This window comes from Mesorhizobium sp. B2-3-15 (assembly GCF_006442875.1).
GTDB lineage: Bacteria > Pseudomonadota > Alphaproteobacteria > Rhizobiales > Rhizobiaceae > Mesorhizobium > Mesorhizobium australicum.
The window spans coordinates 82314-106363 of sequence record NZ_VFVO01000013.1; the positions used below are offsets into that span (position 1 = coordinate 82314).

21 protein-coding genes and 1 pseudogene are annotated in these 24050 nt (G+C 60.6%); 16 read left to right on the top strand and 6 right to left on the bottom strand.

Annotated elements, in window-relative coordinates:
- The 4 genes from FJ954_RS24460 to FJ954_RS24475 are packed head-to-tail and all read right to left on the bottom strand — an operon-like array spanning window position 1 to window position 3696.
- Window positions 1-807: an ABC transporter permease gene (locus FJ954_RS24460; RefSeq protein WP_140663733.1), complete on the bottom strand. Its 807-nt coding sequence runs from the start codon at window positions 805-807 to the stop codon at window positions 1-3.
- Entirely contained in the window at window positions 804-1529 is a 726-nt protein-coding gene (locus tag FJ954_RS24465; RefSeq protein ID WP_140663735.1) for an ABC transporter ATP-binding protein, read from the bottom strand. Before FJ954_RS24465 ends, FJ954_RS24460 begins: the two co-directional genes overlap by 4 nt.
- Entirely contained in the window at window positions 1526-2488 is a 963-nt protein-coding gene (locus FJ954_RS24470) for a PQQ-dependent catabolism-associated beta-propeller protein (RefSeq protein ID WP_140663736.1), read from the bottom strand. Before FJ954_RS24470 ends, FJ954_RS24465 begins: the two co-directional genes overlap by 4 nt.
- Window positions 2476-3696: an ABC transporter substrate-binding protein gene (locus FJ954_RS24475; RefSeq protein ID WP_140663738.1), complete on the bottom strand. Its 1221-nt coding sequence runs from the start codon at window positions 3694-3696 to the stop codon at window positions 2476-2478. Before FJ954_RS24475 ends, FJ954_RS24470 begins: the two co-directional genes overlap by 13 nt.
- A 951-nt stretch (window positions 3697-4647) precedes the next feature.
- Between FJ954_RS24475 and pqqB the strand changes: the two genes are divergently transcribed.
- The 10 genes from pqqB (at window position 4648) to FJ954_RS24530 (ending at window position 15989) form a co-directional block, all read left to right on the top strand.
- Window positions 4648-5586, top strand: coding sequence for a pyrroloquinoline quinone biosynthesis protein PqqB (pqqB, locus tag FJ954_RS24485; protein ID WP_140663742.1), 939 nt, complete (start codon window positions 4648-4650; stop codon window positions 5584-5586).
- Window positions 5583-6341, top strand: coding sequence for a pyrroloquinoline-quinone synthase PqqC (gene pqqC, locus FJ954_RS24490; protein WP_140663744.1), 759 nt, complete (start codon window positions 5583-5585; stop codon window positions 6339-6341). The genes pqqB and pqqC overlap by 4 nt, the downstream gene beginning before the upstream one ends.
- Window positions 6338-6634 carry a pyrroloquinoline quinone biosynthesis peptide chaperone PqqD gene (pqqD, locus tag FJ954_RS24495; RefSeq protein WP_015316539.1) on the top strand — a complete coding sequence of 99 codons (297 nt, stop codon included), beginning with the start codon at window positions 6338-6340 and terminating at the stop codon, window positions 6632-6634. Before pqqC ends, pqqD begins: the two co-directional genes overlap by 4 nt.
- Complete coding sequence (pqqE, locus tag FJ954_RS24500; protein ID WP_140663746.1) at window positions 6631-7752, top strand: pyrroloquinoline quinone biosynthesis protein PqqE; 1122 nt, start codon at window positions 6631-6633, stop codon at window positions 7750-7752. Before pqqD ends, pqqE begins: the two co-directional genes overlap by 4 nt.
- Before the next feature lie 956 nt (window positions 7753-8708).
- Entirely contained in the window at window positions 8709-9704 is a 996-nt protein-coding gene (locus FJ954_RS24505) for a glycosyltransferase family A protein (RefSeq protein WP_140663748.1), read from the top strand.
- An 8-nt stretch (window positions 9705-9712) separates the two neighbouring features.
- Complete coding sequence (locus tag FJ954_RS24510) at window positions 9713-11491, top strand: ABC transporter ATP-binding protein (protein ID WP_246681149.1); 1779 nt, start codon at window positions 9713-9715, stop codon at window positions 11489-11491.
- A 4-nt stretch (window positions 11492-11495) separates the two neighbouring features.
- Window positions 11496-12719 carry a glycosyltransferase gene (locus FJ954_RS24515; protein WP_140663750.1) on the top strand — a complete coding sequence of 408 codons (1224 nt, stop codon included), beginning with the start codon at window positions 11496-11498 and terminating at the stop codon, window positions 12717-12719.
- Complete coding sequence (locus FJ954_RS24520; RefSeq protein ID WP_140663752.1) at window positions 12716-14095, top strand: glycosyltransferase; 1380 nt, start codon at window positions 12716-12718, stop codon at window positions 14093-14095. Before FJ954_RS24515 ends, FJ954_RS24520 begins: the two co-directional genes overlap by 4 nt.
- A complete protein-coding gene (locus FJ954_RS24525) occupies window positions 14013-14753 on the top strand; it encodes a class I SAM-dependent methyltransferase (protein ID WP_140663754.1) in 741 nt (246 codons plus the stop codon). The genes FJ954_RS24520 and FJ954_RS24525 overlap by 83 nt, the downstream gene beginning before the upstream one ends.
- A 120-nt stretch (window positions 14754-14873) precedes the next feature.
- A complete protein-coding gene (locus tag FJ954_RS24530) occupies window positions 14874-15989 on the top strand; it encodes a glycosyltransferase family 4 protein (RefSeq protein ID WP_246681143.1) in 1116 nt (371 codons plus the stop codon).
- Between the two features lie 10 nt (window positions 15990-15999).
- On the opposite strand, the gene galE is transcribed toward FJ954_RS24530, so the two are convergent.
- Window positions 16000-16983: a UDP-glucose 4-epimerase GalE gene (galE, locus tag FJ954_RS24535; RefSeq protein WP_140663758.1), complete on the bottom strand. Its 984-nt coding sequence runs from the start codon at window positions 16981-16983 to the stop codon at window positions 16000-16002.
- Entirely contained in the window at window positions 16980-17954 is a 975-nt protein-coding gene (locus tag FJ954_RS24540) for a UDP-glucuronic acid decarboxylase family protein (RefSeq protein ID WP_140663759.1), read from the bottom strand. Before FJ954_RS24540 ends, galE begins: the two co-directional genes overlap by 4 nt.
- A gap of 290 nt (window positions 17955-18244) precedes the next feature.
- Between FJ954_RS24540 and FJ954_RS24545 the strand changes: the two genes are divergently transcribed.
- The 6 genes and pseudogenes from FJ954_RS24545 to FJ954_RS24575 all read left to right on the top strand — a co-directional run bounded on the left by FJ954_RS24545 (window position 18245) and on the right by FJ954_RS24575 (window position 24043).
- Window positions 18245-18490, top strand: coding sequence for a hypothetical protein (locus tag FJ954_RS24545; RefSeq protein WP_140663761.1), 246 nt, complete (start codon window positions 18245-18247; stop codon window positions 18488-18490).
- 253 nt (window positions 18491-18743) lie between these two features.
- A complete protein-coding gene (locus tag FJ954_RS32140; RefSeq protein ID WP_224720459.1) occupies window positions 18744-18908 on the top strand; it encodes a hypothetical protein in 165 nt (54 codons plus the stop codon).
- Between the two features lie 809 nt (window positions 18909-19717).
- Window positions 19718-20077 (top strand): hypothetical protein, encoded by a 360-nt coding sequence (locus tag FJ954_RS24555; protein ID WP_224720460.1) that lies wholly within the window; start codon window positions 19718-19720, stop codon window positions 20075-20077.
- 431 nt (window positions 20078-20508) lie between these two features.
- The gene (ligD, locus tag FJ954_RS24565) at window positions 20509-22401 is read left to right on the top strand and encodes a DNA ligase D (protein ID WP_246671868.1); all 1893 of its coding nucleotides are present in this window, start codon (window positions 20509-20511) and stop codon (window positions 22399-22401) included.
- 65 nt (window positions 22402-22466) lie between these two features.
- A pseudogene (locus tag FJ954_RS24570) lies at window positions 22467-22913 on the top strand (AGE family epimerase/isomerase); the annotation flags it as partial.
- A 206-nt stretch (window positions 22914-23119) separates the two neighbouring features.
- Window positions 23120-24043, top strand: a complete 924-nt coding sequence (locus tag FJ954_RS24575) for a nucleotidyltransferase and HEPN domain-containing protein (protein WP_140663767.1) — start codon at window positions 23120-23122, stop codon at window positions 24041-24043.
- The last annotated feature ends 7 nt before the right edge of the window (window positions 24044-24050 follow it).

Here is a 24050-nt window from a genome sequence, read left to right on the forward strand (position 1 = left end):
TCAGCCCTCGCCGCCGCGCCGGGACCACAGGCCGCGGCCGGGGTCGTAGCCGACCACCGCCGCCAGGAAAAACACGACGAGGCAGGCGAGAACGACAAGGGCGGAAACGAGATCGAAGCGCAGATAGAGAGTGAAGCGTATCAGTTCGACCGCCGAACTGAACGGGTTCCATGCGGCGATCGTAGCCAGCACCGGCCCTGCCTCGGCGAGCCGCCATATCGGATAAAGCGCCGTCGAGGCGAAGAACGTCGGGAAGATGACGAAGTTCATCACGCCGGCGAAGTTCTCCATCTGCGTCGAAACTGACGATACCAGCAACCCGAACGCGCCCAGCATCAGGCCTGACAGGACCAGCGCCGGAAACACGGCGAGGTAGCCTAGAACCGGCGGGCGCACGTCCCAATAACGCGCGATCAGCAAGAACAGATAGACCAGCGGCAGACCGACGATGACGCTCGCCAGCAGCCGCGCGGCAAGCAGATACCAGCGTGGAAGCGGCGCGGTCAGCAACAGGCGCATGCTGCCCGTCTCACGGTCATAGACCATCGCCAGCGAGCTTGCCATGGCATGGAAGAGCAGCATCATGGCGGCCAGCCCGGGGACGACATAGACCTCGTAGAGCACGTAGGTCTGATAGGGCGGCGTGATTGACAGGCCAAGCACCGAGCGGAAGCCGGCGGCGAAGATGGCGAGCCAGACCAAAGGCCGTATGATCGCCGAGAGCAGCCGGCCGCGCTGCCGAAGCGTTCGCAACATCTCCCTGCGCAGGATTCCCAACAGCGCCCGCAGCGCGTGACGTGTCTTCATGCCGTCTCCGTCAGCAGATCGAATGCATCGGCCAGGCTGCCGACCGCAAGATCCGCGGCGACGCGGCCGGCGCCGCCGGCCCAGCGCAGCCTGCCCTTGTGCAGCACCACCAGGTCGTCGCCGGCCGACACCTCTTCCAGGAAATGCGTCGCCCAGAGAACAGCAATACCTCGTTCGCGGCATAGCGCGCGTACGTGCTGCTCGATCGCCCGGCGCCCAGGCACGTCGAGCCCGGTCGTCGGTTCATCGAGCAGCAGGATACGCGGCCGGTGCATCAGCGCACGAGCGATTTCGACGCGCCGCCGCTGACCGCCCGATAGCGAACGGACCGGCTCGTCGCACCTGTCGAGGACCTCCAGCCGGTCGAGTTCCTCGCGCAATCTCGTTTCGCTGATGCCGGTCTCCAGCCCATGCAGTGAGGCGTGATAGCGCAGATTTTCGGCAGCGGTGAGGTCGAGGTCGAGCGTCTGCTGCTGGAAGACCACGCCCATCTGGGCAAGTGCGGCGGCCGGATCGGTCCGCATGGAGTGGCCGAACACATCGATCTGGCCGGATCGGGCATGATAGAGGCCGGTGACCAGCGAGAACAACGTCGTCTTGCCGGCTCCGTTGCGTCCAAGCAGTACGCACATTCCGCCTTCAGCGACCGAGAACGACACGGCATCGAGGACCCGCCGCTCTCCGAAGCTGTGTCCGAGGCCCTCGAGCGACAGCGCCTTCATGGACCGATCACCACTCCCCAGGGGCCGCGTCCCACCGGCACCGACTTCACCACCTCCTCATTCTCCAGATCGATGAACGAGATGTCGCCGGAATTGCCATTAGCGCTGACCAGGCGCTTCTGGTCATCGGACAGCGCCAAGTGCCACGGCCGCTGGCCGACGAGATAGAGGCGGCGCACCGCCAGCGTCTTGGTGTCGACCTCTGCAACCCGGTTGGCCGGACCGAGCGCGACATAGGCAGTGGCGCCGTCGTGTGCCATTTCGATGCCGACCGCCTGGACGCCCTCGCGGCGGATGCCGGGGACCTCGAACTCGACTTTGCCGGTCTCAGCACGAGACGTGGTGTCGAAGACGGTTACCGTTCCGCGTATTTCGGAAGACACCCAAAGCTGCTTTCCATCCGGCGAGAACGCCGCAGCGCGCGGGCGGGTGTCGACCAAGAGATTGTCGACGAGGTCGAGCGTGCCGGCATCTATGAGATGCACCATGCTGGTGGTCTCCGAGGTGCAGGCAACGTAGCGGCCGTCGGCACTGACCGCCATGCCCTCGGGTTCGACGCCGACGTCGACCGTACCAATAACCTTGGCGGACGCGACATCGACCACCGAGACCAGATTGTCGTTCTCATTGGCGACGAACAGCCGTTTGCCGTCGGGATGCACGACAAAAAACTCCGGATCGGCTCCCGAGGGGAGTTGGCCGGTCACCTGCCGTTTGGCGAGATCGAGAACGTCGATCCGGTTGTCGTCGCCAACAGCAACGAAGAGCACTTTCTTGTCTGCCGAAAGCGCCATTCCGCGCGGGCGCCTTCCGACATTGATGGTCGTGGACAGGTTCATACTGGCGCCATCCACCACCGCCACCGTGTTGTCCTGCTCGTTCGATACGTAGATCGTCTCGGCGGCGGCAGGTCCGGCCACGATGGACATCGAAAGCAGGATCGCGATCAGAACCTGCATGCGCTTTCCTCCAGGTCGATGCCCAGCGTGTCGAGCGGCGTGCGCTGGTGCAGGAAACCCGGCTGCGGCGAACTGGAGACGAGCAGTCGCGGTCCGGCTATGAGGACGGGTTGCCGCATCTGGCCGTCCCATGGCCGGAAGCTCAGACCCTGTCCTTTGAATCCGGCGAGCAGGAAATCGTTGCTGCGGAGATACTTTCCGATCGCAATCGGATCGAGGCTGTGCAGGCGCGTTGCCGCCTCGCCGATGCTTCGCACGGCGAGCCAGGCGGCGTAGTCGCTGGGCAGCATCCAGCGCCCGGCCTGCTTGTGGAAGCGATCCTGGAGTTGCGTGGCACCCCACTCTTCGTTGACCGCGCTCCAGCCGGTCGCGACCAGACCCTGCGTCCCGGCGACCGGCCGCGGAAATGCGGTTCGGCCTTCGAGATAGGCGCCAAACTCGTCCGCCTCGTCGGCAACGACGAGCACATCATAGTCGCTGACCTGCGTGGCAGCGGGAATCTCGGTCTGCAGCGTGACATGTCCGGTATCGGCGCGCCCGTTGGCGGGCCTGAACGTCCAGGGCTGGTCGATGGTGATCTCTGCTCCGAAACGCGTCGCCGCGCGTCGAAAGGCAACCGCCATCGCCTGGTCCTCGGGATGCGCCCCGACCAGCAGGAACCAGTGCTGCCAGCGCTTCCAGACGAGATATTGCGCCAGCCCGTCAGCGAGCATCGCGCGGCTCGGAATGGTGTGTAGCACGTTCTTGCGGCAATCCTCCTGGCGGAGCCGCTCGTCAGGAGCGCGACTGTTGAACAGCGTCATCCTCTCGGCGCCTGGAGCGTCGCTCGCCTGCAGCAAACGGGCGGCATCGAGATCGGCGATGAGGAAGCTGATGCCGGCGGCCGCGAATTCCTTGACCGCTTCGGCTGGCATCTCGCCGGGCTTGAGGGTGATTTCCTGCAACCGGAATTGCTGACCGAGAAAGCGGCCGGTGCTGGCATTGTCGGCGATGCCGAGCCGGGCACCTTGCAGGCCGTCGTCGGTGACGACCTCGTCCAGTGGCCCGAGCGGTAGAGGCGGTTTGCGCTGTTCGCCGAGATAGCCGATCACCATCGTCTGGGGCTCGCCAAGCCCGGGCGCGACCAAAGCGAGCAGCACGAGAAACGTCAGCGCCAGCCTCATTCGGCCCAAGGCGGGCAAGCCAAGTGGGACGTCAAAAATCGGCATGTGCGCTCCAGGATGGAAGCGACCCTAATATTTTGGACAAAGGAATGTTCCTGGATTCCAACAAAGTGAGCCCGCCCCATTTCCGCATTTGGGGCGGGCTCCATGCCTTGGACCGGTAGAGGGAGGACCGACCCCGACCCCAACTGCTGGAAATCCGATCGTTCCTTGGCCGCGCTCTTTCCCAAGTCGCAGCCGGCCCCCTGAGCGGCACGCCTGCTCTCACCGCTTCTCGCTTGCGGCTACCGGCGGGCCAGCGCCCAGCTGGTCTAGCTTTGCAAGCGTTTCAACTCTATCAGGAACGATCATGAAGCGTGGCGATGCTCCTTCTCGGCACCGGTCGGTCGACGGTGCTTTTGACCGGTCACTACGACACGGTGGCAACGCGCGATTACGGCGCGCTTGAAATCTGGCCACCCGGCCTGAAGCTTTGACACGCGCATTGCGCGATTCTTTGGCGGGGACCGATGCGCCAGCCGCCCGACTAGCTCGGGCCTTTGGCATGCATCACTATGAACGCACGAGGCGTGACCGCATTCATATTTGACGATCGGATTACCGGTTGCGGCTCGACATTTCACGCCTGTTCGAGGAAAGTTAAGGCTGGTTCATTTGGAAAACCGGGCTGGTGATGAAGGAACAACTGAAGCTGCATCACGTTGTATCCTCCAAGAGTGCCCATTTTCAGGTAATGGCATCGATAGCGTGACCGGCCCGTTCGGCTGGCGCAAGAGGAGAACGCGATGAAGAAGATCTGGAAGAAACCGATCATGTGTCAGGTCGCCGCCGGTTTAGAGATTTCGCGATACCTGCCCGCAGAAAATCCGCCCAAGAAGTAGGCTGCAATTGCATGTGCCCTTCAACGGCGGCATGCAATGCCTTGTCCGTAGGAAAATTGAACGCGGTTGCTTTTGAGAACGTCCTGCTAGTTCCATAGGGCTTCGGAGCGATGGTATGCTCGTGAAGATCATCGGATCGGCGGCGGGAGGCGGCTTTCCGCAGTGGAATTGCAATTATCGTTTGAGCCGCGCGGCTCGCAGCGGGATGCCCGGCGTTCGTCCACGAACCCAATCATCCATTGCCGTGTCGGGTGACGGGGCAGGCTGGGTTCTCTTCAATGCGTCGCCCGACATTCGCCAGCAGATTGCGCAAACGCCTGAACTGCAGCCGCCAGCCGATGCGCCGCCGCGCTCGACGCCTATCCGCGCCGTGGTGCTGACCAACGCCGACGTGGACCATGTCGCCGGCCTGCTCAGCCTGCGTGAACGACAGCCGTTCGCAATCTATGGAACAGCACAGGTGCTGGAGACGCTGGAGGCGAATTCGATTTTCAACGTTCTCGATCCGTCGATCGTATCTCGGCGCCTGCTGGGGCCGACGGGCGAACTGGCGATCCGCGACGCGTATGGCCGCGAAACTGGCGTTGTGGTCGACAGCTTTCCCGTACCTGGGAAGATCGCGCTCTACCTCGAGCAAAAGGCCGATCCCAGCGCCGATTTCAGTTCCGACAGGGGTGACACAATCGGAGTCCGCATCACTGCGACCGGCAGGTGCGGCGCCATCTTCTACATTCCGGGCTGCGCGCGCATCGATGCCGCCCTGCGCACTCGTGTTGCTGATGCCGCCTGCCTGCTGTTCGACGGCACCGTCTACACGGACGACGAGATGATTATTGCCCGCGTCGGCCAGAAAACCGGCGCGCGCATGGGGCACATCGCAATCTCTGGAGAGGAGGGCTCGATTGCCGGCTTAGCCGATGTGAAAATCGGCCGTCGTATCTTCGTCCATATCAACAACACCAATCCTATTCTCGACGAGAATTCCGCCGAACACGCGGCGGTCAGAGTGGCTGGTTGGGAAGTCGCCAGCGATGGGATGGAGATGGAATTTTGAGCGATTTCCACGAGGCTGCGAAAGATGGCCTGTCCAGGAGCGAGTTCGAAGCCGTGCTGCGGCAGGTCGGTGAAGAACGTTATCACAACCGACATCCTTTCCATCACAGTATGACCAGTGGCGCTCTGTCGAAAGCCGAAATGCAGGCCTGGGCGCTCAACCGTTATTGCTACCAGGCCGTCATTCCGCGCAAGGACGCCATGATCCTGGCGCGTGCCGAAGATCCGGCGTTTCGCGCCGCGTGGCGCAAACGCATCGAGGATCATGACGGCGACGACGGCTGGAGCGGCGGCATCGCGCGCTGGCTGCATCTGGCCACCGCACTGGGGCTCGACGCCGAAGCGGTCAGGAGCGAGCGTCTGGCGCTGCCGGCGACCCGTTTCGCGGTGGGCGCCTACCTTTCCTTCTGCACCAACCGTACGCTGCTCGAGGCGGTCGCATCGTCACTCACGGAGATGTTCTCGCCCCGCATCATCGGCGAACGAGTGCCGGCGATGCTGGCCAGATACGACTACATTACGCAAGACACGCTGGCCTATTTCAGCTGGCGGCCCGAACAGGCATCACGCGACGCGGACTTCGCGCTCGCCTACGTGCTAGAACATGCCGACACGGCCGAACGTCAGCAGCAGGCGATCGATGCGCTGGTGTTCAAATGCGACATATTGTGGGCGATGCTCGACGCACTTCAGCATGCCTATGGCGCGCCTGGAAACATACCGCCCGGCGCCTTCCGCCCGGAGGCGGGCTCATGACGGGACTGCGCGAAAGAGCCATCGTGTCGTTGCGATCGGCGCCGTCACTGCCGAAGCATGTTCGCATCCAGTACGACCCTGTGCGGCGGGCCTTCGCCGTGCTTTCGCCGGAGAAAGTCTTCTGGCCGGACGAGGTCAGCCTCGACATCTTGCGCCGCTGCGACGGGAGATCCACGGTCGGCCACATCATCGCCGACCTTGCGGCCGACTATGACGCCGGTCAGGATGCGGTAGCGGCCGACGTCATCGCCTTCCTGCAGGAATGGTCGGACAACCTTCTGGTGAAACTATGACCGAGCCTCTCCTGCCTCCGATCGGCATGTTGGCGGAACTGACGCATCGCTGTCCGCTGCAATGCCCTTACTGCTCCAATCCGCTCGAATTGCTGAAGGCCAATCGGGAGCTCGACACGCGGACCTGGCTCGATCTGTTCTCGCAGGCCGCCGATCTGGGCGTTCTCCAGGTGCACCTGTCTGGCGGCGAGCCGACGCTTCGCCGCGACCTTGAGCAACTGATCGCCGCGCTTTCGTCGCGCGGTATCTACACCAACCTCATCACCGCTGGTGTTGGCATTGCCGAAGGCCGTATCGAAGCCTTTGCCGAAGCCGGTCTCGACCACCTGCAACTGAGCTTTCAGGGTGCCCGTCAGCCGACCACCGACCGTGTCGCCAACCACAGCGGCAGCCACGAAAAGAAGCTGAAGACGGCACACCGCGCCCGCGCGGCCGGGCTGCCACTCACCATCAACGCACCGATCCATCGTCACAACATCGAGGAGGTACCCGAATTCATCGATCTGGCTCTTTCCTTGGGCGCCGACCGGCTCGAGATCGCCAACGTGCAGTATGCCGGCTGGGCGCTGGCCAATCGCGATATGCTGATGCCCGAATGTGGCGCGATAGACCGGCAGGCGGACATCGTCGCAGCCGCGCGCGAAAGGCTCGCCGGCATTATGAACATCGATTTTGTCACGCCGGATTATTTCGCCACATATCCCAAGCCATGCATGGGCGGTTGGGCGCGCGACGCGTTAGTGGTTACCCCGGACGGTACTGTATTGCCGTGCCACGCCGCGCAGACGATTCCTTCGCTTCGCTTCGAACGTTTTGGAGCGAAACCGCTGGCCGACATCTGGGCCGCTTCACCCGCATTCAATGCCTTTCGCGGCACCGAATGGATGCAGGAGCCATGCCGAAGCTGCGAGCGGCGTGAGATCGATTGGGGCGGCTGCAGATGTCAGGCGTTGGCGATTGTCGGCGATGCCGCTGCGACAGATCCGGTCTGCATCAAGTCGGAGGCACACGCGCGCATGGCTGCGCTGGTCGATGAAACCCGGCGCAACGTCGCCAATGCCGCAGGGGACGAAGCTTTCATCTATCGCCGGATAGGAATCGTGAATGACATTGCGTGACATAGGTCCGCGGAACGATCTCAGGAACTCGATGTGAACCAACGCCGATCCTTCATAGGGTCACGCAGGGCGACGCCAGGATCACCGTCATCCGGGGGTGGATGGCCATCCGATGGTTCGGCTCGTTCGGGCGAACGCAGCGCTCTCAGATGTTTCCGCGCTTCTAGCCACGCGGACAGCTTGGCCGGATCGAGCCTTCTCTCCTAGGTGCAGGCCCCGCACCTCGCTGCCCCCTGGAGCACGCGTTTCTCGCGCAGAAACGATGGCCACGCGGCGGGTTTGCTTGATGCGGTGCCATGGCGAACCCTACTCGTCTATTCGAATGACGCCAGTCCACACAGCCACGATGCTATGGCGATCGCCTTCGCCCGCAGGATAGGCAGACAACCAGTAGCGCCCTCTCCTCCTCTCTCGGCTAACCGTCGCGGCTTGAGTGCGGCTGCGGGTGAGTCCTGTCTCTCATTGCAGCCCTGCCGATCTCTTCTCCGTCGCGCATTGGCGTCGCAAGGCAGGTCGGAGCTTTATGTCGGTCGCTGAGGTTGGCTCGTGAAGACGCGCCAGTACCTCATCAGGATCCCGGTCAGTTAAAGGCTGCGTAGTAAGACGCCCGCCTCTTGAACAGCCAATCTCAGCTTAGCGGTGGGCGGGACGCCGCGCCGGACGGCGGCGTTCGCGGTAACGGCGCGCGCTGGCGGTTCAAGCGCTGTTTCGGGCCGTAAGAAAAACTGATCCTGCAAACCGGACTTTAGAGAGAATTAAATTAGCAATATTGCGCATTGCGGTGTAATTTTGTGTTGCAGTGCAGCATGCCGCCGTGACTCACACTTCCAGGTTCCCGCACGACGGCGTAGTCGGCAGAGCCATCGAGGCTAGGGGGTGCGTGTCGCGGAGAGGCTCGCCGGGCGCCCGGTTACAATGCCTGTCTAGCCAACTGTTTGCGGAGACAACAGAGGCCCATGATCAAAGACAATGCCACGGTGGGCGTCGTGGTGCCGATGTTCAATGCGGAACGAACGATTCGCGCGACCCTGAACAGCATCTGCGGGCAACAATACCAGGCGCTGGACATTGTCGTCGTCGACGACGGGTCGACGGACCTTTCTGCCTCAATTGTGGCCTCCCATGCTGAACAGGATAGCCGTATCCGCCTGATAACGCAGTCGAACGGCGGCGTTGCGAATGCGCGCAATCGTGGAGTTGCTTCCACCGATGCGGAGTTCCTGGCGTTTGTGGACGCCGACGATCTTTGGGCCCCATCCAAAATCGCGCTTCAGATGTGCACCTTACAGCAAGGCGGCTCTTCGGCAGGCCTGGCATATTGCTGGTTCGCCGATATAGACGGCGACGGCCGGGTATTCTCATTGCATAACCGGCCCGATGCCGAGGGTCGCGTGCTCCAACGCATGTGCAGGACGAATTTTGTTGGCAACGGAAGTTCAATGCTGGTCCGACGCGCCGCGTTCGAGCGAGCGGGAGGCTTCGACCCTTCCTTGAGGGCCAGGAACGCACAAGGCTGCGAGGACCTGCTGATGTGCCTCAGAATAGCCGAAAGGTACGAGTTTCGCGTCGTCCCTCAGTACCTCGTGGGTTACCGGATGACGAACGCCAACATGTCGAGCGATGTCATGCAGATGCTTCGTTCTTGTGAAATTGTCCTTGCCGAGTTTCGCCAGAAGTACCCGCAGTTCGGGGACGATCTCGACGATCATCTGATCGACATGCTGCATTGGCTCGCCGTAAGAGCCTTGATCTCCGGGCGGCTTTCGGCAGCGTATGGCCTGATGAAGAAACTCTTTCTTACGGAGCCAGGGACGGCGATTTCTCGCCTGCCAAGAATGATGGACATTTATTGCCGTGCCAGACTGGTCCCTCGGTGGGTCAAAATCCGAGTGAAAGGGATGCGAAACAAGAACGCCGAGTTCCAACCCCACTACGCAGAGAGCATCTGGTGAGAACGGTCGTGCGATTGCGGCGGCTCTTTCGCCTGGCGGCGGCGCCAGCCTGGGCTGGGCCGACCGTGGTGGGGCTTGGACTGGTCGCAGCGGTTCTGGAAGGTACGGGTCTCGTTCTGTTCATTCCGCTGCTGCAGAGCCTGGGAGCCTCGCCGCCACAGCCCGGCAGATGGCAGCCCGTCTTTGACAGGCTCCTGTCGCCCATCCCGCATCATTACCTAACCGCCTTCCTGGTCGGAGCGCTTTGCGTCAGCATCGTCCTAAAAAATGCGGTCCATCTCGCCAACACCTGGGTAACCAGATACATCGACGGCCTCGTCGCGCACCGGTTGCGATCCAGGGTTTTCGATCAGACGATAAGTTCGTGCATCGACTACCGTGTCGAGAACAGACGAACGGACATCATCACGACGATTGCCAACAATACCTGGAAGGTCAGCCAAGGCCTGAGCCTGGCCTACCGGTTGATGGTCTGCCTTTGTACCTTCGGCGTCTTCGTTCTCTTGATGCTATTGATCTCAGTCCGATTGACCTTTTTTTCGATGATTTTCCTGCTTTTCGGAGCAATGGCCATTCGTCTGGCCACGCGGCGCGCTGACGAGACCGGCAAGGCCGTCGTCGAGGAAAACAAGCAGTTCGGCCTCAGGATGTGGGAAAGCATCAATTCATTGCAATTGATCCGTGCCTTCGCACAGGAATCCTACGAGCATGACCGGTTCGTTCATACATCGGACAGGGTAAGGCGTCGTCTGTTGAGGCTCGACATGCTTTGGGCGACCCCCGGGCCTGTCTCGGAGATCTCGATCACGATCCTGATCGGTGCACTGGTTCTCATTGCCGAATCCGCAAGCATAGGAATCGCGGCTCTCGCCGCTTTCCTGTCGCTGCTTTATCGTCTCCAGGGGCCCACACGGGAATTGCTGCAGTCGAAGATTGCGCTGGACGGGCTTGCGGGCGCGATTGACGATGTGGACGAGTTCCTGCGCACAACGCAAACGCCGTTTCTCAGCCAAGGCTATCTGCCGGCGCCTGCACTCAAGACGGCCGTCGAATTTCGCGATGTCTGCTTTCGGTATGCGCCCGATCAGCCTTTGGCGCTGAAGGATGTGTCTTTCAGTATCCCCGCCGGCAAGACCACGGCAATCGTTGGCGAGTCGGGTGCCGGCAAGTCGACCGTCATGGCCCTGCTCTTTCGCTTCATGGACCCGACGTCGGGGGAAGTCCTTGCCGACGGTATCCCGCTCTTAGGTTTCGAGTTGCGCAGTTGGCGCAAGCGGCTGTCGCTGATGTCCCAGGAGGTATACCTGTTCAACGACACCATCGCGGCCAACATCGCTTACGGCGATTTCGACGCCGGTGAGCACGAACTGCGCCAAGCGGCCCGCATTGCGAAGGCTGACGATTTCATCCGCTCGCTTCCGGAGGGCTACGAGACGCAGATCGGCGACCAGGGAATGCGCGTGTCAGGGGGCCAGAGGCAGCGGATCGCGCTGGCCCGGACCATACTTCGCAATCCCGACATTCTCCTTTTGGACGAAGCCACGAATGCGCTCGACGGCGAGACGGAACAGGCGTTCCAGATCGCCCTCGAGCAATACTCGCACGATCGCACCGTGGTTGTCATTGCGCATCGCCTGTCCACCGTCCAGGCCGCTGACCAGATCATCGTGATGTCCAAGGGACGGGTGGTCGAGATTGGTTCGCCGGATCAACTTCTGAAGCGAGCGGGCCATTTTTCAAAACTTCACGAGTTTCAAAACGGTCGTGTTGCCATGGGTGCGAACTAAGGCGATGGGCTACAAGATTGTCGACATCGAACTGTCAAGTCCGCTGGCCCCGATTGAGCTTGCGCCAGAGCACGAGGGCGTTGGTCTCATTGCCCGCTGGCAGGGCCGGCTTGTCGGCTTTGAGATGATCGCGCTCGCCTCCGCCGCGATGCTGTCGGCGGAGCGACTGAAATCCATTGCCGATGAACGTTTCGCCGATCGCATCCTGGTCGCGAAGATGGATCAGGAATTACTGCGCCGAAGACCGGTTGGGCAATTGCCCCTGCCGAGCCTCTCCATCGCGATATGTACGAAAGACCGCGCCGAACGTCTTTCGAGGTTGCTGGGTTCGCTCGAAAGCATCCGACGCACAACCGCTTTTCCGAGCGTCGAAGTCGTCGTGGTGGACAATGCGTCTGTGGATTCAGCCACACGCGAAGCAGTCGAGCGCTTCGAGGACGTTCGTTACGTGTTCGAACCGAGGCCCGGGCTTGATTTTGCACGAAACGCGGCTCTTCACTCGGGCACCGGTGGCCTGATTGCCTATCTTGACGATGACGTGGTCGTCGACCGCAACTGGCTTGACGGGCTTGCCAAAGCCTGCCGGGACAATCCCGGTGCCGGCGGCTTTACGGGTTTGGTGCTGCCGCTTCGCCTGGACACCGAGGCGCAGATCTTTTTCGAACGAAGGGGCGGATTTGGCCGCGGCTTCAGGCGCAATGAATTCCACAACACCCGTTTCGACAATGCGCTGCACCCGGTAGGGTCTGGTATTCTCGGCGCCGGCTGCAACATGGCTTTCGACCGCACGCTGCTCGTATCGCTGGGCGGTTTCGACGAAGCCCTCGATACCGGAGCACCGCTGCCTGGCGGTGGCGATCTCGACATTTTCTATCGCGTGCTGCGTTCGGGCAGGGCCATGATCTATGAACCGGAGTATGCCGTTTACCACGAGCATCGCGAGACGATCGACCAATTGAGACGGCAATATTGGACATGGGGACTTGGTATGATGGCCTTTCTTGTCAAAAGCCGTCGGACCGACGGAGAGCTCAGGGCACGTCACCGTGCCATGGTTTGCTGGTGGTTTTTCGATCGGCTGAAAGCGCTGGCACGGGCCGCGCGCAAGCTTCAAGGTCGTGATTTTCGTTTCGGCATTGCAGAGTTGTGGGGTGGAATCTGCGGCCTGGCAGGCGAATATGATCGCTCACGTATCCGCGTGCAGAGAATCCGGGAGCAAAACCGGTGAATGGCGAGGCCTTCCGTGTCAGGCAAATCGATCTCGGCTCCGCCTGTGCGGACGCCGATGTGGGAGATACCCCTTCGCTATCGATCTTCTGGTGGAAGGACTTGCCGCTGGGAATGCGAGCGTCCTTGCCTGACGAATTGCCCTACAGCGAGGCAAGTCTGCGGCAGTTCGCGGCGGAGTTTTCGGCAGCACAATTGGCCGCCCGCAGCACCTCGCTGGGCGCCCCCTTGCGGGCGACCTATGAAGGATCGCCAAAGTCCGCTCTCTGTTTGACGGCGGCGCTCGAGGCCAAGGACCTTGTCGGCCGCCTTGATGAACTTGCAACTGCGTCTTCCGCGTCGGCCCGGCACATCTCAGTCGTAATTTGCACGCGCGACCGCGGCCCCGCCCTGGCGGAGTGCCTTCAAAGCGTTGCAAGGCAACGCAGCGCCCCGGGCGAAGTCATCGTCGTTGATAACTCCCGCGACGGCAACGCTCGGCTGGTATGTGTCGGCTTTCCTGAGATCCGTTACGTTCATGAGCCGCGGCCCGGATTGAGTGTTGCCCGATCCGCCGGCATCCGGGAAAGCCGTCAAGACATCATCGCGTTCACGGACGACGACGTCGAGGTTCATGCTGGCTGGACTGCCGAAATCGCACGCGCCTTTGAAGAAAGGGACGTCGAGGCCCTGACCGGCCTGGTGCTGCCAGCGCGGCTCGATACGATCGCCCAACGCCGTTTCCAGTTCGACATGGGCGGTTTTGGGTCCACCTTCGTGCCGCTTCTCTTCGACCACCGCTTCTTCGAAGAGACCCGGCCAAGCGGAGCGCATGTTTGGAAAATCGGCGCCGGGGCCAACATGGCCTTCCGGCGATCGGCCTTCGATCGGGTAGGCTCGTTCGACGAGCGCCTCGGCGCCGGTGCTGCCGGATGTTCCGAAGATTCGGAGCTATGGTACCGGCTGCTGGCCGCAGGAGGGACTTGCCTGTATGAACCTCGCGCCGTTGTCTTCCATCATCATCGCCGCGATTGGCCGGGCTTCCGACGGCAAATAAGAGCCTACATGAAGGGCCACGTCGCAGCTCTTGTCACGCAATATGACAATTTTGGCAATCGCGGAAACATCGATCGCATCTGGAAGCAGCTGCCCGCATATTTCTTGAGAACATTCGTCAAGGCGCTTTTCGAAGGCCCCCCCGGCAGGACCAGTATCCTCGCGGCAGAAGTCGAAGGCTGGCTGGCTGGTCTTCAATTCCTCGTCCGTTTCGGCTGGCGAAAACGGCGAACATCAAATTGGTTGAGGAAGAAAATCGATGATCCGCAAGGCGCCGCTCGGACAATTCCTGTCTCGAAATCCCTTTCCAAACGCTCTGACGGACGGCCTTTTCTACCGTGAGAAGATGCGCGCAATTCATCGCGTCGCGCCCGCGGCGATCGACGGGCCCGGCCGGATACTGGAAATTGGAGGCGGGCGCAGCGGGATGGCAAGTATCCTCTATCCGAACGCTGAAGTCGTTAACCTCGATCTCGATCCCGAGTTGGGCAACTACCAGCCAGATTGGGCGAGGTCGACCTTCGTCTGCGGCGATGCCTGTGACCTCCCCTTCGCGAATGACAGTTTCGACGTGGCGACGCTCTTCGACGTGCTTGAACACATCGAGGATGACCGTAGTGCCGCACAAGAGGCCTTGAGGGTCGTGCGCCCAGGCGGGTATGTTCTTGTCTCGACGCCACATGCGGAGTGGCATTACCCTTATTTCCGCTTCATGAAGCCCTATTGCCCGCATGAAAGCGAACTGATGCAGGAATGGGGTCACGTTCGTCGCGGCTATTGGGATCCCGAACTCGCAGCGCTCTTCGACCGTGCGCCGGAACGCCGCGCCACATTTATCAACCCAGTGACGGCACTCTTTCACGACGTCGCATTTTCTCGTCTGGGACGCCGTCGCCGCAAGATACTTTACGCTCTTGCGGCGCCGATCACGGCTGTCGGCTACGTGCTGCACCACCGCTCGACACGCGGCACGGAGACGGCTTTTTCCTGGCGTAAATGAATTTTGGGGCATTTGATGGGCCGCCGCGCTTCCCTCGTCATCGCCCTCTTTCCATGGGGCGACGTCCTGGAGGAATTCCTCGATCCGATAGGATTGCGGCTTAAGGATTTCGTCGAACAGATGACCGGCGGCTGGCTGTTCGGTTACGTCTCCGCCCTGCAACTGGCCGGCCACAGGCCGGTCATTGTGTGCGCTTCCGAGCATGCCTCGCAGATAGAATGCCACTACCATGCCGGCACGGGCGCGCCGATCTGGGTCGTTCCCGGCGCGCGCGCGCGTGAAGGTCACTCCGCAGCGGGTCACAGTCTGCGGCGCTGGTCCGCGACGCCGCTCCCGGCATTCCGGAAGGTGCTCGCCCGATCGCAATGTGATGCAATTCTCGTTCAGGAATATGAATATACGCGGTTCGATGCGCTTGCCTGGCTGGCAGTCCGTAACCGCATTCCGCTCTATGCAACGTTCCAGGGCGGCGACCGGACGCTCTCCTGGATAGAGGCGATCGCCAGGCAGGCTTCTCTCCGTGCCTGCAGCGGCCTGATCGTCGCATCGGCAGCGGAGCGTGAACGCCTCGCCAAAGCTTACCCGCACATGGCGCTCAACATCGCAAATATCCCCAACCCCATCGATTGCGGAGAGTGGATAGCAATCGAGCGTCGGCAGGCGCGGCAAGATCTCGGTTTGGCGAGCGGGAATTTCATCGTTGTCAACCACGGACGCATCGACGTTCGCCGGAAGGGGCTCGATGTGCTCCTGAACGCATGGTCCCTCTTTTCGGGCGATGCTTCGTCAGAACTGGTTATCATAGGCTCGGGGCAGGACCGAGACGTTTTTGCCAGGCTGTTGAGCGAGGCCGCTCTACCCAATGCGAGATGGCTTTGCGACTACACCACGGACCGGGCTTTGATACGGCGTTGGCTTTCGGCGGCGGATGCCTATGTCATAGCGTCCCGCACCGAAGGTATGCCCGTTGCGCCGTTGGAGGCGATGGCCTGCGGCCTTCCGATCGTTGCCACCGACGCACAGGGCCTACCCGACATCTTGGCAAACGGCGAGGCATCCGGCGGCCTCATTGTTCCAAGGGACGAGCCGGCGGCCATTGCACAGGCGCTGAAGAAACTTAACGACGATCCGATTATGCGAGAGCGCCTCGGACAGGCGGCGCGAAAGCGGATAGAGGGAAACTTTTCGCTCGGCGCGGTTGCTGGCGCACTTGATCGCTTGCTGACCGCGCGGTAGCCCACATCCGCTATATTTTTTCCAATCGGCTGCGATACCAAGCCAGTGCTGTCTCGACGATCCTGTCGATGCCCGATTGTTCGGGCACCCAACCGAGTTCCCGCTCGGCCTTGCCGGCCGCGGCAACAAGCGCTGGCGGGTCGCCTGGCCTGCGCGGCCCGTAAGCCACCGGAAGCGGTATCCCCGAAGTCCGTCTGACGGCGTCGACCAGTTCGGCCACCGTTGTACCGGCTCCGGTTCCGAGGTTGTAGACGTGGACGCCCTTGTCCCGGAGAAGCTTCTCCCCTGCCAGGACGTGGGCGCGCGCGAGATCGACAACGTGGACGTAGTCCCGCACGGCGGTTCCGTCGCGGGTATCGAAATCGGCTCCGTTGATGACGAAGGTGCGGCCTGGCCTCACTGCCGCCTCTATGGCCAGCGGGATGACATGTGTTTCCGGTTCATGCTTTTCGCCGATTTCGCCGTCGGGGTCGCATCCGGCCGCATTGAAATACCGAAGCACGACCGCATTGAGGCCACGAGCAAGCGAGATATCCTCGACCATTCTCTCTATGATGAATTTGGACCAGCCGTAGGGATTGATGGGCGACTGCCGATGCGTTTCGTCTATCGGAGACCGCGTCGGAATCCCGTAAGTTGCGCAGGTGCTCGAAAAGATCAGCTTGTCCAGGCCGGCCTTCAGCATTTCCTCGAGCAGGACCAACGTGCCGAAACTGTTGTTTCGGTAGTAAAGCTCCGGCCGCTCGACTGACTCGCCAACGTAAGCGTAGGCAGCGAAATGCGCCACAGCGTCCGGCCGATACTGGTGCAGGGCGACCCCCACAGCCGCGGCGTCGGAAATATCCGCCTCGATCAACGGTCCCCATTTCACCGCGTCGCGCCAGCCGCGCGAAAGGTTGTCAAAGGCAACAACCGACCATCCAGATTCCGCAAATGCCTTGCAGCAGTGCGACCCGATATAGCCGGCCCCGCCAGTGACCAGGACCGTCTTCATTCGGCTGCGGCGGGCCGAATGTGCCCAGATGAAACCACGTCCTCGAAATACGCAATGGTCTTGGCAAGGCCAGCACGCAATGCAGTTCTTGGCTTCCATTTGAGTTCGCGGGAAGCATATCGGATATCGGGCTGCCGCTGCTTTGGATCGTCGACGGGTAGAGGCGAAAATCTGATCTTCGATCGGCTTCCGGTAAGTTCGATCACCAGATTTGCGAGCTCGAGCATCGTGAATTCCGCCGGGTTGCCGAGATTGACAGGACCGGTGATGTCGTCGGCAGTCTGCATAAGACGTACCAGACCGTCGATGAGGTCCTCGACGTAGCAGAATGAACGCGTCTGCTGGCCAGTGCCGTAGACCGTTATCGGCTTGTTTTGCAGCGCCTGCACGATGAAATTGGAAACGACACGACCGTCGTCGGGACGCATCCTTGGACCGTAGGTATTGAAAATACGGGCTACCTTGATCTTCAGCTTGTGCTGTCGCCAATAGTCGAAAAACAGAGTCTCGGCACATCGCTTGCCTTCGTCATAGCAGGAACGAGGGCCAATCGGGTTCACTCTGCCCCAATAGTCTTCCAATTGCGGATGAACTTCAGGGTCGCCGTAGACTTCGGAGGTGGACGCCTGCAGAATCTGTGCGCGAACCCGCTTGGCCAGTCCGAGCATATTGATCGCGCCATGAACGCTGGTCTTCGTCGTCTGGACGGGGTCGGACTGATAGTGGACGGGGCTCGCCGGACAGGCGAGATTGTATATTTCGTCAACTTCTACGTAGAGTGGAAACGTCACGTCATGACGAATAATCTCGAACGATCGGTCATCGAGGAGATGAGAGACGTTTCTGCGGCTTCCTGTGAAGAAGTTATCTGCGCAAACTACCTGATGGCCCTCAGCAAGGAGCCGCTCGCACAAAAATGAGCCCAGGAAACCTGCGCCGCCTGTCACCAGGCTTTGTTTCGCCTGCTGCATTTTCAGGGTCTCCGGCTAATCTTAGACAGGACTAATATATTAAACTGACGCAGGGCCATATGCCACCGGCCTGCTTTCAATTTACGTTACGGGCAAGACATTGTTCTCGATGGACCAGGGGCTGCGATTATCGCTCAAAGGCGGCTGGAGCGTCCTATTTGCACGCCAGGGTAGCCCTTCTGCAATCAAAAGCTGGACATCGGGCTTTCCCCTTGGTGGGGCGCCTGCTATTTCGAACGCGTTCACAGAAAGTGCCACGCGTTCGGACAGCTGATTAGCGGATCAAGGTGATGAAGAGCGACACCCTCTCCTACCCCCCACGTGGCCTGTCGCGGGATGAAGCTGCCCGCTACGTCGGCGTAGGCGTAACAAAGTTCGACCAGATGGTCTTGGACGGGCGGATGCCAAAGCCAAAGAAAATCGACACTCGTGTGATCTGGGATCGTCTTAAACTGGAGGCTGCGTTCGCGGATCTGCCCGGCGACGATGACGACAATATCGTCGACTTTCTCTTGAAAGGGAATCATCGAGGGTAATAGCCTGGTTCTGCCATGGAACAGCGTCTTAAAGACGAATACCCAGGTGTGTCCTCCTATAAGGATCGTCATGGGAAGACGCGCTGGCGCTACCGCGCCAATGGGCGCCTGGTGCCGCTGCCTGCCCCGAACGAGAGAGGTTTCAAGGAAGCCTATCGGGCTGCTGTCGAGGGTCGCAAGATACGAAAAGCGCCGGTTGTCACAACGCCGGGTGCTTGCCTTGCCAGGGACGTTCGGAGCAGCCGAAAGGAGATTGAAGGCATCGGTGAAGTGGCTCGCTCATGATGACAGCACGAGATTCAAGAACAGCCGCCTGATCGAGGAATTTCTGGCGTTGCGGGTGGTCCCGGACCATCCGCTGACATGGCGCGACGTGCCCGTTAAGAACTTGCGGCGCGGCCACGTGAAGAGCTTCTAGGGCACTTCATCGCGACACCACGCAAGGCCAAGCTCCTGCTGGTCGCGATACGTAAGCGCGTCTATGTCGCGATGAGACTGGACTGGATTGAAATCGATCCTACCGCGGCAGTCGAGTGGCGTCCTGCCTACACGGGCTGGAAGGCTTGGCCTAATGAAGCAATGCAGAAGTATGAGCAGCGCTGGCCGCTGGGTACGGCTGCGCGCACCTGTCACGGGCTGGCGCTCTGGCTAGGCAATAGCGCTGGTTCTGTAGCGAGGCCGAGGCGAAGGCCGCCGGATGGTGACGAGCAAGGCGATGACGAAGGAGGGCAAAAAAACCTAGCGTCTGGGATAGGCAGCGGTTCGCAACACCACAGCCCTGTTGAATGGCTGGATCGATGAGCTGCGAATCACTGCGGCGCGCTAGCGCCGCGCCGGGGGTCGCCGTAACAGCATGAAATCATAGTTGATCCTTGCGCGGCTCGATTCGGCCGCGTTAACGATGTTTGTTCGGGTTTGTTTAAATCGCAGCGCAGATTGTCATCGCATGTGGAAGATCAACCCGATTTGCGCCGCTCTTCTGCTGACGCCTCTCGCTTTCGCTGTCGCGTTGTTCGTGCTCGCCACGATCTCAGACCGGACGCATCCCCCTCAGCCTGATCCCAGGTTCACGTCGTCTATTCGATAGGGGAGGATGCACGCTGTCGCGCGTCTCGTGGCCATACTGTGATTCTAAGATGACTGCGGTATGCGGATGTTCAGCCGTGGCCATTGCCAATTTTAGCGGACCGCGCACTAGTCGCCAGCATGGTGGCTGGACACGTTGAAATGGTCCTGTTTGAGCAATCGATCGCCGATAGCGATGGCTTACAGCGACCGTTTTCCGACAGGGTGGCCGATGCTGCGGATAAAACGGCGGGATCTGTCTTGTTCGACGTCCGCATCGATGGGGACGCCAACATTCAGCGGATGGCCGCAATAGGGTACGGTGAAGCGGATGCGGCGATAGTCGTGCTCGAGAAGGGTGGCCGCCTCAGATGCGCGTCAGTAAATGGTGACGCTTCTCATTTCGTCGCCGAACTGGCTGCTTGGGAATCGTATCCGTTGAGCGAGCATGTGCGCGCTGAGTACCGCGGAACCGCAATGACCCTGCTGGCGAAGCTGCGCAGTTCCGGACACTTCAAATAATCAGGGATTCACCGAGTTGCCGCCCACGAGGCTGCGTAGCCCCGACACCTATATCCCAGACCTTCACATCAACAACATCAACGTCACGACGCGAGAAGGTGAAACGCCGAATTCTTGCCCGGCTCAGGATCGCAAGCCATCCCAGAGCGTTACAAGTGGAACGTCGTGACGGCGCGCCTGTGGAACAGGGGAGACGATAATAGCAGACAACAAATTCGAAGCGCGGCGCCGCAGACCGTCGGCAGGTCTCCGGCGGTGAAGGCTGCGAGGGCGATTATTTCGCGCGCAAGTATCAGGAGAGCAGGCCGAAGACCTGATTACGCGGTCGGCAACGATCGCGACATGCTCAACGACGGCGCGGAGAAACGAAGATATAGCTGGGTGTTGGAAATGATGCATTGCACAGTTCGGTCTGAACAGGGTCAACTCAAGTGAGCAAGTCAGCTTTGCGTCGGCCCTCAGTCAAAGGATCTTCATCTCCCCTTGCGGAGCCGGCGTCCGACGGCGCAGCCAAACTCGCGCCGCCCGCATTCCGGCCGGTCCAGCTCGCAAAACTGGTGGACACGGTTCCTCCCGGCGACCGCTGGATCCACGAAATGAAATATGATGGCTACCGTATTCTTGTCGCTGTGGGCGGCGGCGAGGCGCGCGCCTATACGCGCTCCGGTCTGGACTGGTCGGACCGCTTTCCCTCGATCCTCTCCGAGGCACGCACACTTAACGTTCGCTCCGCCCTCATCGACGGAGAGGCCGTCGTCATCGACACCGAGGGACGATCCAGTTTTCAGGCGCTGCAGAACGCGTTGAAGGCTGCTCCCGCGAGCATCGATTTTTATGCCTTCGACCTGCTCCAACTCGACGGGGAAGACCTGACGAGGCTGCCGCTGCTGGAGCGTAAGGAGAAACTGGAGACAATCCTCCCGACGAAGAGCCCCATCCTTCGCTACTCCGATCATATCCAGGGCCGGGGGGAAGAATTGCTGAACCGCTTCTGCGGCGCCGGCCTCGAGGGGGTTATCTCGAAGCTGGCGGATTCGGACTATGTTGGCGCCCGCGATGGAAGCTGGCTGAAGATCAAGTGCATCAAACGTCAGGAATTCGTGCTCGTCGGCTGGACCCCGTCAGACAAGGATCGCGCGTTTCGATCGCTGATCCTTGGGGTCCATGATGGCGGAAAGCTGCGCTATGCCGGCAAGGTCGGGACCGGTTTCGATACTTCCGAGATGGTCCGGCTGATGAAGACCATGGCGCCACTCGAGCAGAAGGCCGCCACGGTCGAAGCGCCGCGCGCGGAGGTTCGCGGCGCGCACTGGCTGCGTCCCATGCTTGTCGCCGAGATCGCCTTCACCGAGATGACCAACGAAGGAACACTGCGTCATCCAAGCTATCTCGGCCTGCGCGAGGACAAGAAACCGGAAGCGGTCGTGCTCGAGACGGAACACCGCACAGCGACACTGCCGCCGCCGGCAATCGCGATTAGCAATCGCGACCGCGTGATCTACCCTGAATCCAACATCACCAAGGGTCAGCTTGCCGATCATTACCGCGACGTCGCCGCGATCATGCTTCCCTGGGCCGGCAGCAGGCCGATTAGCCTTGTCCGCTGCCCGCAGGGCCGTGCAAAGAAATGTTTTTTTCAAAAGCACGACGCGGGGAGCTTCGGCGACAAGGTCCATCACGTCGGGATCACCGAAAAGGATGGTCACGAGGAGCCCTATCTTTATGTCGACGACGCCGAGGGGCTTGTGACCTGTGTCCAGATGGGAACGATAGAGTTCCATGGATGGGGAGCGCGCATCGAAGACGTCGAGAAGGCCGACCGCCTTGTCTTTGACCTGGACCCTGACGAGGGATTGGATTTCGAGGCGGTTCGCGCTGCCGCATTCCAGTTCCGGGATATACTGAAATCTCTTGGGTTGACCACCTTCCCGATGCTGACGGGCGGCAAGGGCGTGCATGTAATCGCGCCGCTCACGCCGCGAGCTGAATGGCCTGAGGTAAAAGCCTTCGCCTTAGTGCTTGCACAGGCGGTCGCGCAGAGCGACCCTGCCCACTTCACGGCCGTGTTGTCGAAGGCCAAACGGAAGGGACGGATCTTCGTCGACTATCTGCGCAACCAGCGCGGCGCAACGGCGATCATGCCTTATAGCGCCCGGTCGCGGCCAGGCGCCCCGGTCGCGGCACCAGTCACCTGGGCGGAGATGAAGACAATCGATGCGCCCTCCCGTTTCCATGTCGGCGATGTACCCGAGTTGAAGAAGCGCGCCGCATCGAAGGCCCTCGCGGGATGGGGCCGAGCCGATCAGTTCCTGCCGGATCTATGAAGCCCTGAAGATCGCCACCTATAACGTCAACGTTCGCCTGTTGGTGCTGCTGCAGTGGGGGTGCTGGCCGGCAAGAACAGGACTGGATGTCGGAGGCTGCGGAGACGCTGTTCCGGCGCTCAGTGGAATTGCGATGGGATAAAGCCAGGGGCGGCTTCTTCTCCACGCTAGACTGGGCCGACAAGCCGGCATTCCGTTTCAAGCACTGGTGGCCGATCGCCGAGGCCGCGGGCGCGGCCTCCTTCCTGGTCGAGCACCGCCCGAGCGCCTTCCATGAAGAATGATACCGGCGCATCTGGAACACCATCGCCGAGGCCTGTATAGACCGCGAAAATGGCGGATGGTTCGAGGAGCTGGATAAGGGATTGCAGCCGGCGCATCCGCTGTTTGTCCGCGAGACCGACTTGTACCACGCACTGCAGGCTTGCCTGATACCGATCTATCCGGCGCAAGGGAGCCTAACAAACGTAATCAGCAAACGGTACGACGCTCTCTCAACCAGGATTTCTTAGCGGTCCCGCAACTCACCGAGCCGGCTGTTGCCCGAATCAGGAACTTGCAGACCTGTACTCTCTCGTGATGTCGCGTTTCCTCTAGAATAGTATGTTTATATTTTTGTAACAACTTTTACGTTGCTTGACGCGGCCGTAAGAGGCTATTTAGACAACGAAGGCTTGGCCTTGACTATTCATGCCATATGGGTGGTAGATCATTGTTCATGAAATCCAGCATCGACCACCTTCCTCCCCCGAAGCAGCGTGAGCTCAAAAAGGCAGTCGAGCTACTGCTTGGGGAGTTCGATGACGCTGTGAGAGGAGGAACCGCCGATTTCAAGAAGCGCGGGCGCATTTTGAAGATCATACTCTTTGGATCCTATGCCCGCGGCGGTTGGGTCGACGAGCCGCATACCAAGAAGGGCTACCGTTCCGATTTCGATCTGCTGGTGGTGGTCAACAATCGAAAGCTGACGGACTTCGCCACCTATTGGCAGCCTGCAGCCGACCGTTTGATGCGTGAGATCAATACGCCCGTCAGCTTCATCGTCCACTCGCGCCGGGAGGTGAACACGGCACTAAGAGAGGGGCGATATTTTTTCGTAGATATTCGTCGTGACGGGATCGTCCTGTATGAGCTCGACGAAGAGCCCCTCACGAACCCCGTCGCTTCGGGACCCGCGGAGGCCTTCCGACTGGCAGAGGACTACTACACGGAACGACTCCCGCAAGCTAGGACGTTCGCCGAGGGGGCGGAATTCTTCGCCGCCAGAGGAAGGCTTAAGGAGAGCGCGTTTCTCCTTCATCAATCGATCGAGCAAGCGTACGCGGCATTGTTGCTAGTGCTGACGAACTACAGCCCTGCCTCTCACAACTTGAAATTTCTTCGGAGCCTCGCCGAGGATCAGGTCCAGGAACTTGCCGAAGCATGGCCTCGTGACCAACAGCGCTTCGTCGCGTGGTTCAACGTTCTGAATGAGGCTTATGTGAAAGCGCGGTACTCGCGACATTTCGAGATCACGAATGAGGCACTCCAATGGCTCGCAGAGCGCGTCTCGGATCTTATCGATCGGATTGAATCTATATGCCGATCCCGACTTGAAAATTTGAAAAAAGAGGCGAGCAGTGCAATTCAGCGAGCTGGTTGAGGGCACG